The following is a 14120-nucleotide window of genomic DNA, read 5'->3' as shown; positions in this document are numbered from 1 at the left end:
CTTCTTCGCTGCTGCCAGACCATCAATATCAATGGAAATCACTAGTTTTAAGTGTTACTAACTAGGGTAAGCCTTCACCATGATCTCTACTTTTGTCGATAAGACGAAAGAGAAGTGGAGCATGTGGATGCTGACGGCGGCCGGATTAGTACTGCTTATGACGCTGGGACTCAGTTTTTTCTACGGAGGAATGGTGCGCGCCAAAAATGTGGTCAGCACCATGCTCCGGAGCTTCATAGCGCTCGGCGTGGTCAGTATATTCCGGTATGCCATAGGGTTTAGTCAGGCTTTTGGTGACAGCCTCAACGGCTGGATTGGCAACCCGCTCAGCTTCGCGTTCTTCAATGAGGTTGGCACAGCACCCCATCCGAGGATCGCCTCGGGCACCCCGTTCATTTTATTCGCGGCCTTTCAGTTGAAGTTCGCCATTATTACACCTGCTTTATTTATGGGTTCAATGGCCGAACGATTGCAGTTCTGTCGCTGCGTAGTACTTATGGTACTGTTTTCGCTGATCGTTTATTGCCCGCTTGCGCACTGGACTTGGTATCCTGATGGTGTCTTGTATCAACTTGGAGAATTGGATTTCGCTTGTGGAACCGTGGTCCATATCAGTGCGGGGGTGATGGCGTTGGTGGGGGCGTGGTACCTCGGACCGCGTAAGCAAAAGGAGATAGTTGACCCCTCAGAGGTCAACGTGCCCTATGTTATTCTCGGTACCGGCCTGCTTTGGTTCGGGTGGTTCGGATTCAACGCCGGGTCTGCATTGGCCGCAGAAGATTTGGCCGTAAAGGCCTTTGTGAATACGCATTTTGCATCCGCTGCGGCTATGATCGGCCGGATACTCTTTGATGTGGTCATGGGCCGAAAACCTTCGGCCTTGGGAGCGTGGATTGGTGCAGTGGTCGGACTAGTAGCCATAACGCCTGCGGCCGGATTCGTAAGTTATGGACCGTCCATATGAATAGGACTAACGGCCGCCTTGGTCAGTAACGTAGTGGTGGAGCGATTCAAAAGATCGACTGTTGACGACACTTTGGACGTTTTCGCCGGTCATGGATTAGGTGGAATGATCGGTATGCTGCTCACTGGCGTATACGCCGAAGATGGAGGGTGGGCAACCACGGGGAATCCGCCCTTATTTATCAAGCATCTGCTGAGTATGTTGATGGTCGTGCTTTTTGTCGGACTGTCTTCATTTTTCATTCTTCGGTTCGTAGACAAGTTGATTCCCATGAGGGTCTCAGAACAGGAGGAACATGAAGGGCTTAATCGCGCCGTTCACGGGGAAGCCGTTTTCAAGCGGGCTTAATAGGGAACTTCAGCGTAACTTTCCCTTTCTATCGTGATTGTTGGGAAATTCTTTCAGCTACTGAGTGATGGAGGAGCCGTACCAATCAAATAAGGCTTCACTTCATTCGGCGCATTATTTTGCTTTTCCTCACTCGTTAAAGCAAGTTTTATTCGGGGGTAAAACGAAAAAGTCCCGCTATTGCGGGACCTTATTTGAATCGAAGCGAGAGCGAGAATTAGCTCCCTTCGGTCGCTGAGTGTAGGGGTAGCCCACAACAAAAACAAGGCAAACCTTTCGGTTTGCTACCTTCCTTTCAATGGACTTGCACAAGAGCATACTCCGTTTAGGCCATTAAAAGAAAAGTCCTGCCGAAGCAGTACCTTGTCTTTGTTGTAGCGAGAGCGAGACTTGAACTCGCGACCTCCGGGTTATGAATCCGACGCTCTAACCAGCTGAGCTACCTCGCCGTATTTTTGAGGGTGCAAATATAAGGTAAATTGATTTTTCACAGCAATATTCCTAACCCTATCTTTTTATATATTGCGACCCAGCAATTCATCCCCCACATGTCAGACAAGGTTAAATATCAGCTAGAATTCCCGGTTAAGGCCTCCCCAAAGATGTTGTATCAATACTTGACCACGCCTTCAGGCCTATCGGAATGGTTTTCGGACGATGTGAATTTCCGAGGTAAAAAGTACGTTTTCATCTGGGATGACAGCCAAGAAGAAGCCGAGATCATCAGTAAAAAGCCCAATGTTTACATTAAACTACACTGGCTCGCTAACGACGATGATTCTTACTTCGAGTTCCGCATAGAAATCGATGACCTCACTAAGGACGTGTCCCTCATCGTTACCGATTACGCTGAAGAGGATGAAGTGGAGGAAAGCAAAATGCTATGGGAAAGCCAAATCCACACCCTGCTGCACGCCATCGGCTCGTGATGCGGACCCACCGAAGGGATCTGACGCGATCGCTTTTCTGGTTCTTGGTCCCATTCTCGATCTTTTTATTGAGGGCCGGATATTCCCTTTACGTGAGCGATGACCTCAAGGTACTTCACCTGGGATTCCAACGGTTTCATCAGCCGTTTCTAGACACAATTTTTAAGTGGATCACCTTTTTAGGAGATGGTATTTTCGTTGGTGTAGTCGTATTGACTCTGATTCTGTTCGTTCATTTAAGGGCAGGTTTATTTGTGCTTACCGCCAGTGTGCTCGATAGCGTGATCGTTCAGTACTTGAAGCACCGGGTATTTGCGGATCATTATAGGCCAATCCACTATTTCAGGGATCACCCCGATCTCATGACTGTTCCGGGGGTAGAAATGCACGAGAATTTCAGCTTTCCATCAGGGCATACGGCCGCCGCATTTTGCATGTATTTCTCTTTGGCGCTCATAGTGCGTCACCGCGCCGCCTCGTTGGTATTCTGTGTCATTGCACTCGCAGTAGGGTGGAGCCGAATTCAACTCAATCAGCATTTCCTGGAAGACGTATACCTCGGTTCCTTGATCGGTACGGCTGTCGCCGCGATGGTGTTTCCTTTTTTTTATAAGAGGGAGATGAATCCAACAACCAACGCCCTAGATAGGCCTCTCATTCGACTATAATGAAGCAGTCCTTTATACACAGCGTACTCATTTTTCTCGGGGCGTTAATGCTCTTTGTGCCGTTCCTCGGTGAAGTGCATCTTTTCGATTGGGACGAACTGAACTTCGCCGAGGCAGCACGTGAAATGCTGCTGACCCAGAATTACGCCCTGGTTCAAATCAACTTTGAAACCTTTCTTGAAAAACCACCACTGTTCTTCTGGATGCAGGCCATAAGCATGTCCATCTTCGGTGTCAATGAATTCGCAGCCCGTTTCCCAAATGCGATTTGTGGCGCCGTTACCTTGGTCGTTATATATAATATAGGCCGACGATGGTTCGATACTCGACTGGCCTGGTGGTGGGTTTTGACCTACCTCGGAGCCCTGCTTCCGGTACTTTACTTTAAATCGGGGATCATAGACCCCTGGTTCAACCTCTTTATTTTTCTCGGGGTTTACTACGGAATTCGCTTCACCTCGAAGTATCAGGAGCGAAAAAAGCGGGTGGTCATAATGAGTGGATTCTTTTTAGGGTTGGCACTGCTGATCAAAGGCCCTGTCGGATTACTCGTCTTCCTGCTGGCCGGAGCCGTTTACTTCGTCGTTAAACGATTTTACGGCTTTCCAAGGCTCCCACATATCCTGCTGTTCCTTGCCGTATTCTTCCTAACGGGCGAATCTTGGTTTTTGTATCACGCCGCTACCGGAACTCCCGAAGTCGTCGCCGAGTTCATTCGCGTACAATCGAATCTGTTCAGTTCCGACGTGGCCGGTCAAGCACAACCGTTTTGGTACCATTTCGTAGTAATCCTAATTGGCTGCTTCCCGATCAGCCTCTTTGCAATGCCCGCGGTTCCCAGAATGAGGTTGCAAACGTACGAGCGCGATCATTTCCACCTCTGGATGAAGATTCTGTTCTGGGTAGTCCTCATACTTTTCTCGATCGTCAAAACCAAGATCGTCCATTACAGCTCCATGGCGTACTTCCCGCTAACTTTCTTAGCCGCATTGACACTCTACCGCTTCGAAACGCGAAACCGCAGGCTACACATTGGGCTGACTGTCCTCGGTATTTTGATCGCAATACTCCTAGGAGCAACGTACAGTGCTCTACCTTGGATCAATGTGTGGGGAGCCCGGGTCAATTGGTCCGAGATCGATGCATTCACCGCCGCTCAATTCACACAGGAGGTGTCGTGGTCGGTCCTAACGCGGTGGGCGGGCCCCGTTTTCGTATTGCTCTCGATTGTTTTTTTACTCGGCCTATCGGCCGGAAAGGTTTCTTGGGTGCGCTATCAGCTCCTCGTCGGGCTGTTGATGTCCCTTACCTTGATCATCCACATCACGCCGCAGGCGGAAATATACCTTCAACGTTCGGCCATAGACTTCTACAAAAGGGCAGGGGCCGAAGGGGCCTATATTCACCCGATCGGAATGAAATCGTACGGCTACCTCTTTTACAGCGAAAAGTCCGGACCGCTTCCTAAACCGGACGATATGCGCGACGGGAAATGGCTGTTGACCGGGGACATTGACAAACCGGCCTACTTCGTTGGTCGAAATACGCGAAAAGAAAAGACCCTGAAGGAATTCCCCCAATTACAAGTGGTCGATGAAAAAGGCGGATATGTTCTCTACTACAGACCGATCGATCAGGGTTTGGGCGGATCGTAGAGTTTGCTCTTCATGATTCCCCACTTACACAGGCGGTGGATGACCGAAACGCGGAGAACTCCGAGCCCGTACACAGAACTGTCCTTGAGGTTGATCGAAGAAGCGTCGTCGAAATACTTGGTAGGACAAGTAACCTCGGCAATATCGTAACCCGCGTAGAAGATCTGCGACAACATCTGATTGTCGAATACGAAATTATCGGAATTCACATTGTAGTTGATCGACTCGAGAACCTCTTTCGAAAAAGCGCGATACCCCGTGTGGTATTCCGAAAGCTTTTTGCTCAATAGAATATTCTGTGCCAAGGTCAAGATCCGGTTCGCCACGTATTTATACCAAGGCATGCCACCTTTTAAAGCTCCTTTGCCCAGGATCCGCGAACCCAATACTACGTGGTATAGTCCATTGGCGATCAAGTAGCTCATACTGGCTACCAGTTTTGGAGTATATTGGTAGTCGGGGTGTACCATGACGACAATATCAACGCCTAGCTCAATAGCCTTGTTGTAGCAAGTCTTTTGATTTCCACCGTAGCCCTTGTTTTGCTCGTGTCGGATCAGGTGTTTGATGCCGAGTTGTTTTCCGACCTCGATGGTGTTGTCGGGGCTGTGGTCATCAACGAGAATTACATCGTCGACCAAGTCCATAGGGAGCTCGTTGTAGGTTTGTTCCAGGGTTTTTGCTGCGTTGTAAGCAGGCAGTACGACGATGAGTTTCTTTCCGTTGACCATGGGGATTCCCTTTTTATTGGGCGACGGCAAAAGTAATAAATATGGCTGTAAAGCGGCTAAACCGTCATTGCGGCGATATTTTTTTAGCTTAGGAAGCTGTTTGGAACGTGAAGATAAAATGAAGAGTATGCACTTTAGAGCGGGCTGGCTTATCCTGCTCGTTTTTTTTGGTCTTGCGGCGAATGCCCAACGCATTCGTGGAACCGTCACCGATCTAGAATCAGGTGAACCCGTTTTTGGAGCCGGAGTCGTCATTGAAGGCACGCAGATCGGAACGACTACTGATTTCGACGGAAACTTCGAGTTGAACCCCATGGGACAAAGCTTTCCGCTGAATATTCAAATAAGCTACATAGGATACGAACAAGAAGAGATAGAAGTGAAGAACGCCAGCTTCTTCGTTCGCGCCAAATTGAAACCAATGAGCTTTAACCTCAACGATGTAACGGTCGTAGAATCGCGGATCACCAAAAAACAGAAAGAAGCCGCTCTGACCGTAGAGTCGCTCGATGTTATCGCCATTAAAGAGGCGGCCTCTGGATCCTTTTACGAATCCTTGGGCAACTTAAAAGGTGTAGACATGACTTCGGCCAGCTTGGCATTCAAGATCATCAACACCCGCGGTTTCAACAGCACCTCTCCGGTTCGCTCTTTGCAGATCATTGACGAGGTGGACAACCAAGCACCGGGATTGAACTTTAGCCTTGGAAACTTCCTCGGAGCCAGTGATCTCGACGTTGCTCGAGTGAACATTATCGCAGGTGCTAGTTCTGCTTTTTATGGCCCTGGGGCATTCAACGGTGTCATCCAAATGGAAACTAAAGATCCCTGGCGTTACGAAGGAATAAGTGCATCGCTTAAAGTAGGGGAGCGTTCGTTGACCGAGACAGCTTTTCGTTATGCCAACGTATGGCAAAACAAAAAAGGAGAAGATAAATTCGCGCTCAAACTGAACCTATTCTATTTGTCCGCCTATGACTGGGAAGCAACGAACGACCAACCTATTTACCAATCAGATGCCCCTTTTGGGAATCCGGGAGGGTGGGATCGCGTCAATTTCTATGGCGATGAAGATGTTTCGCGCCGCAGTAATGATTACACCGATGCTCTTAGTTTGCGCGATGTTCCGGGATTAGGTATCATTCACAGAACCGGTTATTCGGAATTGGACCTCGTTGATTACAACACGCGCAACGGAAAATTCGCCGCCAGTCTTCACTACAAGGTCAAGCCGGATGTAGAACTTATCTACGCATTCAATTACGGTACGGGAACAACGGTATACCAAGGAGACAATCGCTACAGCCTGAAGAATATTCAGTTCATGCAGAACCGGTTCGAGATCAAAAAAGAAGGAAAGTGGTTCTTGCGCGCCTTCATGACCAATGAAGATGCGGGTGACACGTATGATGCGGTATTCACGGCCTTTCAAATGCAGGACGTATCAAAGGATATCGACGAGTGGTTGATCGACTACAAGGCTTATTGGAGAAGCGTATACAGTAGCCAAGTAAAAGACCTAGCGGGAGTCGATGGGAATGGGAATACCGTTACCATAGGCGAGGTTCTTAATACTTTTCCGTTCAATGAAGACCTGTATTATTCATTGCTCGAGCAGAATGCAGACGCGATTCAAGATTTCCATGACGCTACGCGGATCTATACAGACAGCACACCGCGCCCGGGAGGCTATGCCTATTTTGAACCCGGTACTGAGCGGTACGATTCACTCTTCAATTGGGTAACTTCCCGCTCATTCCAGGAAGGGGGATCTCGATTCTATGATAAGAGTGCGCTGTATCACATTCACGGGGAGTACAAATTCACACCTACTTTCGGGGATATCGTGGTAGGGGGTAACTTCCGTCAGTACTTGCCCGACAGCAGAGGAACCATTTTTTACGATACGGCCAATATCGTGATCAGAAATTCTGAATATGGGGCCTATGTGGGACTTGAGAAAAGATTGATGGATCAGCGCTTGAAACTCAACGCCACCTTGCGGGTCGATAAAAATCAGAATTTTGACTTTGTCTTTTCGCCTGCGGTATCAGCAGTATTTTCACCGGATGAGAAGAATACCTTGCGCTTAACATTCAGTTCTGCGGTTCGTAACCCTACTCTTCAAGATCAATACCTGTACTACAACGTAGGGCGCGCCATTCTTATCGGAAATCTGGACGGGTACGATTCGCTGATCACCGTGAGCTCGTTCCAAGACTACATCGCCACACTCCAACCCGATCAGATCGAATATTTCGGCGTATATCCGATAAAACCGGAGCAGGTGAAGACCATCGAGTTTGGGTATAGGACAACATTGGGTACAAAGGCCTATGTCGACCTTACCTATTACTACAGTTTGTACGATAACTTTATTGGATTCAATGTCGGGGTTGATGCTGGAATTCCGAATCAAGGAGGTATTCCACCGAGCTCTGTTCAAGTGTATCGTATTGCCGCCAATAGCCGTGATCGAGTATCTACTCAAGGCTTTTCAATTGGGGCCAACTACTACGTGAACGAAAACTACATCCTCAATGGGAACTATTCGTGGAACCGACTTGATCTCCGCGATTCCGACGATCCCATTATTCCGGCGTTCAACACCCCGGAGCATAAGTACAACCTGGGAGTTACTGGACGAGACCTCACTATTTTCGGAGTTAAGAACCTCGGATGGAGCGTGAACTACAAATGGGTCGACAGCTTCTTGTTCGAAGGATCGCCACAGTTCACCGGAATCGTACCATCTTATTCACTTGTGGATGTACAGGCCAATTATGGAATTCCCGATTGGAACCTGCTCTTCAAAGTTGGAGCGTCGAACGTTTTGAACAACGACGTTGTACAGGTATATGGAGGCCCGACCGTGGGTCGATTGATCTACGCTCAGGTCATTTTCGACCTCGACACGAAGAAATAACTGCCTAATTCACTATTTTAGCTCATTCAAGAACCTAACACATTGTTTTTATGAACAAAAAATTATCTCTTTTATTGATCGCGATCGTCGCTGGCGTTACGACTTTCGCTCAATTGCGCTATTACGATCCTGTATTTACTCAGATCAACGTAACACAAGGCGTCACATACGGTACTAACGTAGATGTATTGATCTCCGGTGATTTGGCCGATCCAAACAATGCTGCACAAGTCCAATCGGACCTAGTAGCTTTGAATACGGCAATCGCAACAGGTAGCCCAATTCCAGCTAACTACTACACACCTTACGCTGCAGATCAATCATCAGTAGTAAAGGTGACTGACTTGAAAATGGATATTTACGAGCCCGATCAGTCAGTTGATACGGAAGGTGCTCGGCCAGTCATCATTTTGATTCACACGGGTAACTTTTTGCCACAGATCATCAACAGATCGGCAACCGGAACACGTACTGACAGCTCACTCGTTAATTTAGCAAAACGCTTTGCCGCTCGAGGTTACGTTGCTGTTTCAATGAGCTACCGCGGCGGATGGAATCCACTAGCCTCTACGGTTGAGTCGCGCCGTGCACAACTGCTCAATGCAGTTTACCGCGCTATTCACGATACCAAGCAATGTGTGCGTTTCTTGAAGGCCGATGCAGCAACTACCAATACGTATAAGACCAACCCTAACCGCATCGTACTTTACGGTGAAGGGTCAGGAGGTTACGTATCTCTCGCTTACGCTACAATGGATAAGTTCGCTGAGGTAAGTCTGCCTAAATTCACTTGGGCTACAGGTCCGGCCGCTGGCCAGTCGTACATCGACACCAACACTGTTGGTAATCTCGACGGGCTTGGTGGTGCTTTGAACTTGTACCAGGACAACGGATTCGATTCTGAAATCGCTTTCTGTGCGAATGCTGGTGGAGCATTGGCCGACACTTCGTGGCTCGAAGCCGGAGATGTACCAATGGTTTCTTTCCACGCTCTACGTGATGGTTATGCTCCGTTCGAGAACGGTATCGTTATCGTTCCTACGACCAATGAGGACGTTGTTGAAGTGCAAGGTCCAAACTTGTTCATGAAAAAAGCCAACCAACTCGGAAACAACGATGCGTTCCGCGGATTGAGCTTTTGGGGTGATGCTTATACCGATCGCGCTCGTGCGATCTACGGCGAAACTTATAGCTACTTCTTGCCAGCGCCCAATAACAACATCACCGTTGAGAATTACCTCGAAGGATGCTTCCCCGTAATCATGCCGTTGGCTCCATCACAATTGCAGCAAAATGGCGCTCCATGGCAGTGGTGGGATCTGGACACATTGACTGCAGTTGTAGCTGCCGTAAACGGCCAGTTGGGAACGACCTATGATGCCAACACCATTCACATGATCGGATTGGCATCGAACCCGAACATGAGTCCTGCGCAAGGAAATGCATACCTCGATACCATTCAGGGTTACTTGTTGCCTCGTGTGATGTTGAGCTTGAACTTACCAGGAGCGCAGATCTTCAGCGTGGATGAAGCAGCTGAAATCGCAAACATGATCGACGTATATCCAAACCCAGTTGTGGATCAATTGACCATTGATTTGGCTGAGGCTCCAAAAGGAGTATCGGGCGTTGAAATGATCAACTCTATGGGGCAGATCGTTCGTCGTGCCGATGTTACCGAAACTTCACTTTGCTGGAATTTGGAAGATCTCGATGCCGGGGTGTACTTCCTCAACTTCGATTTCGAAGACGGTTCGCGCGGAACGCGTAAACTGATCGTTCAGTAAGGAACGTCAAGAATTAATTGGAAGGCCCCGGAACGTTGTTTCGGGGCTTTCTTACTTTTACGGCATGAATAAAGCCTTGTTCTTGGATCGCGATGGAGTTATAAACCACGACCCCGGAGACTACACCACATCTTGGGACGAATTCACTTTTTTACCCGGTATCGAGTCGTTTCTCAAAAAGCGACAAGATCAAGGTTACCTGCTCATCTTGATCACCAATCAAGGTGGCGTCGCCAAGGGTCGCTATTCTCTCGAGACGGTTGAGGATATTCACCGCCGAATGAGTGCACATTTCGAAGCCCACGGCGTTCAATTGACGGAGATATATTACAGCCCTTACCACGACGATTACACGCGCTCCTTGTCCAGAAAGCCGGGATCCATTATGGTGGAAAAGGCCTTGGCACGGTTCGAGGTCGATGCATCGGCATCGGTCATGATCGGTGACAAGCAGCGCGACATCGATTGCGCGGCGGCGGCAGGAGTTCCCGGGATCCTCGTCCCGGTGAACTCAAACCTAAATGACGTATTTAGCGATGATCAATTTTAATGGGGCCTTGCGGCCCGATGTGGAAGTACGGTTGTCCCCTTCGAATCGCAGCTTTCGATTCGCCGATGGGGTTTTTGAGACCATTAAATTCGCTCGCGGGAAGATCCTCTTCTGGGAAGACCACTACTTTCGCTTAATGAGCGATATGCGCATTCTGCGCATGAATATCCCCATTAGCTGGTCGCCTGAGCACCTCGAGCAAGAGATACTTACAACGTTAGACGCCAATGCGCTAGAGCAAGGCGCAGCGCGCATACGATTTACTGTATTCCGAAATGGTGGCGGTGGCTACGTTCCCGAAACAAGCGAGGTGAGCTACCTGGTAGAATGTTATCCTTTGGTCGATGATGAGTACATCTTGCCGCAGGCAGGGAAGATCATGCAACTCTTTCAGGACCATGTGAAACCCACCGGACTACTCTCGAATTTAAAATCGGCCAGCGCACAAGTGTATATCCTCGCCGGGATCTTTGCCCGGGAGAACGGATTCGACGATTGCTTTCTGATCAACGAGCACAAGCATTTGGTAGAAGCCGTGAGTAGCAATATTTGGCTAGTCAAGGGAAAAACCATCAAGACTCCCGCGCTGTCCCAAGGCTGTGTGAAAGGTGTTTTGAGGGCGAATTTGCTGAAGTGGTTACCCAAATGGGGCTACGAGGCCGAGGAGACGGAGATCACACCATTTGAGCTTCAGCGGGTCGACGAGGTGTGGCTTACGAATACCATTCGCGGCATTGAGTGGGTGCAACAGTATAGAAAGAAGTCGTACGAAAATAGCGAAGCTCAGGCCGTGGCTCGGCACCTCAACACGGCCCTCACTTAATTGAGCATAGGGTCTTTAGGGGCGTTTGCCCAGATCTTGTAGTCGTCGCCCAAGTGCAACAGCACCTTTTTCCACATGGTTCCTGGGGCATCGTTCAATGGGTCAATGGAACCCGCTTCGAGCACTACCCAGCTTTTTTCTTCGAGTTCGCCCTCCAGTTGACGGGGACTCCAACCACTGTAGCCCATGAAAAAACGAATCTCTTGAGGATTCACCGAACCCGAATGCATCAGAGCCTTTAGCTCGTCGAAATCACCACCCCAATACAAGTCACCAGCGATATGAAGTGATCCGCTGACGCGGCTTCCCAGCGTGTGAACGTAGAAAATGCTGTCGTTCTGCACGGGACCTCCGAAGAATACGGGGAAATCACTTTCGGGCAACTCCGGTACCAGTTCGTGAATGTAAAGATCCATCGGTTTGTTGAGAACAAAACCAACAAATCCTTCTTCGTTGTACTCGGTCAGCAGAACCACGGTTCTGTTGAAACTCTGATCGAGCAACATGGGTTCCGCAATGAGATACCGGCCTTGTCGGGCCTTCTTTATGGGCGTATGACGGTTCATCATAAACGAATGTAGCGGGACGGGGTAAACATTCCAAAGCACACATCGTATATTTGTTAACAGGATAATAACGATAAATCAGATACTATGGGTACGTTGGCCGATATGCGGGAAGAATATACTAGAGGAAGCCTCCATAAGTCGGATCTTGAATCGGAACCATTGGCTCAATTCGAAAAATGGTTCGAACAGATCACGAGCATGAACGTGTTCGATGCAAATGCCTTTACCTTGAGTACCATTAACGATCGCGCCTTTCCAACAGCCCGGGTAGTATTGCTCAAGGGAATAGAAGAGGGCAAGTTCGTTTTCTACACGAACTACAATAGCGAAAAGGGCGCAGAATTGGCGCGTCATCCCAAAGTAGCCATGACTTTTTTCTGGCGCCAGCTCGAGCGTCAGGTTCGTATTTTGGGAACGGTAGAACGCGTGAAGCCCGAGACTTCGGATGAATACTTCAAATCGCGCCCTTACGGAAGCCGGCTCGGAGCATTGGCCTCACCTCAAAGCAATATCATTCAGAGTCGCGACTGGCTTGAAGACCGATGGAAGCAGTTGCAAAGAGAGTATCCGGATGGATCCGCAATCGAGCGCCCGGCCCACTGGGGAGGATATGCCATAACTCCGGTAGAATTCGAATTCTGGCAGGGGCGTGGGAGCCGGCTGCACGACCGCTTCCGCTATCGGCCCGAAGGGGCCGGATGGGCGGTTGAGCGTTTAGCGCCGTGATATTCGCAAAACGTCACTTCCAAGCATAAAAAAACCCCGCTGCTGCGGGGTTTTTCATTCAGTCAGCGAATTTCTTAGTTCACTTTGCTGTTCAAGTCAGCACCAGCTTTGAACTTCACTACGTTTTTAGCTGGGATTTTGATGGTAGCTCCCGTTTGTGGGTTGCGACCTTCGCGAGCGTTGCGCTTTGATACTGAGAAAGAACCGAATCCTACCAATGAGATACGCCCGCCTTTTTTAAGGGCAGCAGATACATTGTCAGTGAAAGAGTCCAATGCTTTTTTAGCAGCGGCTTTTGAGATTCCGGCGTCTTCCGCCATAGCATCGATCAAGTCAGCTTTGTTCATAACAAATCGAAATTAAAGGTTAAACATTATTGTTTTTGGTTCCAATGCCTTACAAAGTTAGACTTGTAGCGGGTTTACGCAAGATTTGCCCCTACAATCCCCCTATTTTGTTGATAATTGCGGCAAATTGTTAATAAACACGCTCTAATCGTAGTGCTGGTGCGGGTTTCAGGCGAATTTAAGCGACTTTTCACCTCCCAAACCATTGATAAAATCACGCGCGGCCATCCTTTTTTTGCCCGCCGGCTGCAATTCCAGAACCTCCAAAAGGCCTTCACCGCAACCTACATACAGGGATTTTCCTTCCACATATGCCTCCCCAATAGGTTTACTGCCTACGGCAGGATGGGTTCGATACACCTTTACCTTAACTCTTTCCTCGCCATTGATCATTTCGGTCCAAGCTCCGGGGATAGGAGATAATCCGCGAACCAGGTTGTGTATTTCCCGGGATGAAGCCGACCAATCCAAGTGCCCGGTTTCTGTATTTAACTTAGGTGCAGGCCTGAGTTCCGCAGAAGCTTTCTGGGGCTTCGGCTCTAGTGTTCCTTTTTCTAATCCATCCAAAGTCTCCAAAGCTAACTTGGCGCCGCGCTCCATTAGGCGATCGTACAGGTCTTCCAGAAGGTCGTCTTCCGAAATGGGTTCTTCTGATTGTAACAGAATGTTTCCCGTATCGATTTCTTCGTCCAAAAGGAACGTGGTAACCCCGATCTTTTCTTCTCCATTGATCAAAGCCCAATTAATGGGTGCTGCTCCACGGTACTGGGGTAAAAGCGACGCGTGAACATTAAACGTTCCTTTTGACGGTAAACTCCAGACGATCTTGGGTAACATCCGAAACGCCACTACCACTATAGCCTCTGGCGCCCATTCCCGAAGTTGATCAACGAACGACTCATCCCGAAGTTTTTCGGGTTGTGCAAGAGGGATACCTTTATTAACCGCGTATTCTTTCACCGCGGAAGATCGAAGCTTCCGACCTCTTCCAGCTGGTCGGTCCGGAGCGGTAACAACCCCTACAACCTCGTGTTTGCTACTATATATGGTCTCCAAAGTTGCCACGGCGAACTCCGGGGTGCCCATGAATACTATTC

General features: G+C 48.9%; 12 protein-coding genes, 1 tRNA gene and 1 pseudogene. 9 read left to right on the top strand and 5 right to left on the bottom strand.

The window, feature by feature from the left end:
- The first annotated feature begins 79 nt into the window (after positions 1-79).
- Positions 80-1312, top strand: a pseudogene (locus J4F31_05145) (ammonium transporter).
- 375 nt (positions 1313-1687) lie between these two features.
- Here J4F31_05145 and J4F31_05140 read toward each other — a convergent pair.
- A tRNA-Met gene (locus tag J4F31_05140) sits at positions 1688-1761 on the bottom strand.
- Between the two features lie 99 nt (positions 1762-1860).
- Here J4F31_05140 and J4F31_05135 point away from each other — a divergent pair.
- Genes J4F31_05135 through J4F31_05125 form a run of 3 tightly spaced genes read left to right on the top strand, consistent with a single transcriptional unit; the run spans position 1861 to position 4564 of the window.
- Positions 1861-2241 carry an SRPBCC domain-containing protein gene (locus tag J4F31_05135; protein MCE2495947.1) on the top strand — a complete coding sequence of 127 codons (381 nt, stop codon included), beginning with the start codon at positions 1861-1863 and terminating at the stop codon, positions 2239-2241.
- On the top strand, positions 2196-2909 hold the full coding sequence (locus tag J4F31_05130; GenBank protein ID MCE2495946.1) for a phosphatase PAP2 family protein: 714 nt from the start codon (positions 2196-2198) through the stop codon (positions 2907-2909). The genes J4F31_05135 and J4F31_05130 overlap by 46 nt, the downstream gene beginning before the upstream one ends.
- Positions 2909-4564 carry a glycosyltransferase family 39 protein gene (locus tag J4F31_05125; protein MCE2495945.1) on the top strand — a complete coding sequence of 552 codons (1656 nt, stop codon included), beginning with the start codon at positions 2909-2911 and terminating at the stop codon, positions 4562-4564. The genes J4F31_05130 and J4F31_05125 overlap by 1 nt, the downstream gene beginning before the upstream one ends.
- Here the strand turns inward: J4F31_05125 and J4F31_05120 are convergent.
- Positions 4543-5295, bottom strand: coding sequence for a glycosyltransferase family 2 protein (locus J4F31_05120; protein ID MCE2495944.1), 753 nt, complete (start codon positions 5293-5295; stop codon positions 4543-4545). The genes J4F31_05125 and J4F31_05120 overlap by 22 nt on opposite strands.
- A gap of 127 nt (positions 5296-5422) precedes the next feature.
- Between J4F31_05120 and J4F31_05115 the strand changes: the two genes are divergently transcribed.
- The 4 genes from J4F31_05115 (at position 5423) to J4F31_05100 (ending at position 11381) form a co-directional block, all read left to right on the top strand.
- A complete protein-coding gene (locus J4F31_05115) occupies positions 5423-8221 on the top strand; it encodes a TonB-dependent receptor (protein ID MCE2495943.1) in 2799 nt (932 codons plus the stop codon).
- 50 nt (positions 8222-8271) lie between these two features.
- On the top strand, positions 8272-10008 hold the full coding sequence (locus J4F31_05110; GenBank protein MCE2495942.1) for a T9SS type A sorting domain-containing protein: 1737 nt from the start codon (positions 8272-8274) through the stop codon (positions 10006-10008).
- Positions 10009-10072: 64 nt separating this feature from the next.
- Positions 10073-10558, top strand: coding sequence for an HAD family hydrolase (locus tag J4F31_05105; GenBank protein ID MCE2495941.1), 486 nt, complete (start codon positions 10073-10075; stop codon positions 10556-10558).
- Positions 10530-11381 (top strand): aminotransferase class IV, encoded by an 852-nt coding sequence (locus tag J4F31_05100; GenBank protein ID MCE2495940.1) that lies wholly within the window; start codon positions 10530-10532, stop codon positions 11379-11381. Before J4F31_05105 ends, J4F31_05100 begins: the two co-directional genes overlap by 29 nt.
- On the opposite strand, the gene J4F31_05095 is transcribed toward J4F31_05100, so the two are convergent.
- Entirely contained in the window at positions 11378-11950 is a 573-nt protein-coding gene (locus J4F31_05095; GenBank protein ID MCE2495939.1) for a YqgE/AlgH family protein, read from the bottom strand. The genes J4F31_05100 and J4F31_05095 overlap by 4 nt on opposite strands.
- Before the next feature lie 84 nt (positions 11951-12034).
- On the opposite strand from J4F31_05095, the gene pdxH reads away from it, so the two are divergent.
- Positions 12035-12676: a pyridoxamine 5'-phosphate oxidase gene (gene pdxH / locus J4F31_05090; GenBank protein MCE2495938.1), complete on the top strand. Its 642-nt coding sequence runs from the start codon at positions 12035-12037 to the stop codon at positions 12674-12676.
- A 74-nt stretch (positions 12677-12750) separates the two neighbouring features.
- Here pdxH and J4F31_05085 read toward each other — a convergent pair whose 3' ends face one another.
- Together J4F31_05085 and fmt are read right to left on the bottom strand one after the other, a co-directional pair.
- A complete protein-coding gene (locus J4F31_05085) occupies positions 12751-13023 on the bottom strand; it encodes an HU family DNA-binding protein (protein ID MCE2495937.1) in 273 nt (90 codons plus the stop codon).
- A gap of 168 nt (positions 13024-13191) precedes the next feature.
- Positions 13192-14109 carry a methionyl-tRNA formyltransferase gene (fmt, locus tag J4F31_05080; GenBank protein MCE2495936.1) on the bottom strand — a complete coding sequence of 306 codons (918 nt, stop codon included), beginning with the start codon at positions 14107-14109 and terminating at the stop codon, positions 13192-13194.
- Positions 14110-14120: the final 11 nt, after the last annotated feature.

Source organism: Flavobacteriales bacterium, from assembly GCA_021296215.1.
Lineage (GTDB): Bacteria > Bacteroidota > Bacteroidia > Flavobacteriales > ECT2AJA-044 > ECT2AJA-044.
This window is presented reverse-complemented; position numbering and strand designations above follow the sequence as displayed.

Coding starts and splice junctions, on each gene's coding strand:
- J4F31_05110 (MCE2495942.1), top strand. CDS start 8,272: ATGAACAAAAAATTATCTCTTTTATTGATCGCGATCGTCGCTGGCGTT.
- J4F31_05095 (MCE2495939.1), bottom strand. CDS start 11,950: ATGATGAACCGTCATACGCCCATAAAGAAGGCCCGACAAGGCCGGTAT.
- J4F31_05125 (MCE2495945.1), top strand. CDS start 2,909: ATGAAGCAGTCCTTTATACACAGCGTACTCATTTTTCTCGGGGCGTTA.
- J4F31_05105 (MCE2495941.1), top strand. CDS start 10,073: ATGAATAAAGCCTTGTTCTTGGATCGCGATGGAGTTATAAACCACGAC.
- J4F31_05120 (MCE2495944.1), bottom strand. CDS start 5,295: ATGGTCAACGGAAAGAAACTCATCGTCGTACTGCCTGCTTACAACGCA.
- fmt (MCE2495936.1), bottom strand. CDS start 14,109: ATGGGCACCCCGGAGTTCGCCGTGGCAACTTTGGAGACCATATATAGT.
- J4F31_05130 (MCE2495946.1), top strand. CDS start 2,196: ATGGGAAAGCCAAATCCACACCCTGCTGCACGCCATCGGCTCGTGATG.
- J4F31_05085 (MCE2495937.1), bottom strand. CDS start 13,023: ATGAACAAAGCTGACTTGATCGATGCTATGGCGGAAGACGCCGGAATC.
- J4F31_05135 (MCE2495947.1), top strand. CDS start 1,861: ATGTCAGACAAGGTTAAATATCAGCTAGAATTCCCGGTTAAGGCCTCC.
- J4F31_05115 (MCE2495943.1), top strand. CDS start 5,423: ATGCACTTTAGAGCGGGCTGGCTTATCCTGCTCGTTTTTTTTGGTCTT.
- pdxH (MCE2495938.1), top strand. CDS start 12,035: ATGGGTACGTTGGCCGATATGCGGGAAGAATATACTAGAGGAAGCCTC.
- J4F31_05100 (MCE2495940.1), top strand. CDS start 10,530: ATGACGTATTTAGCGATGATCAATTTTAATGGGGCCTTGCGGCCCGAT.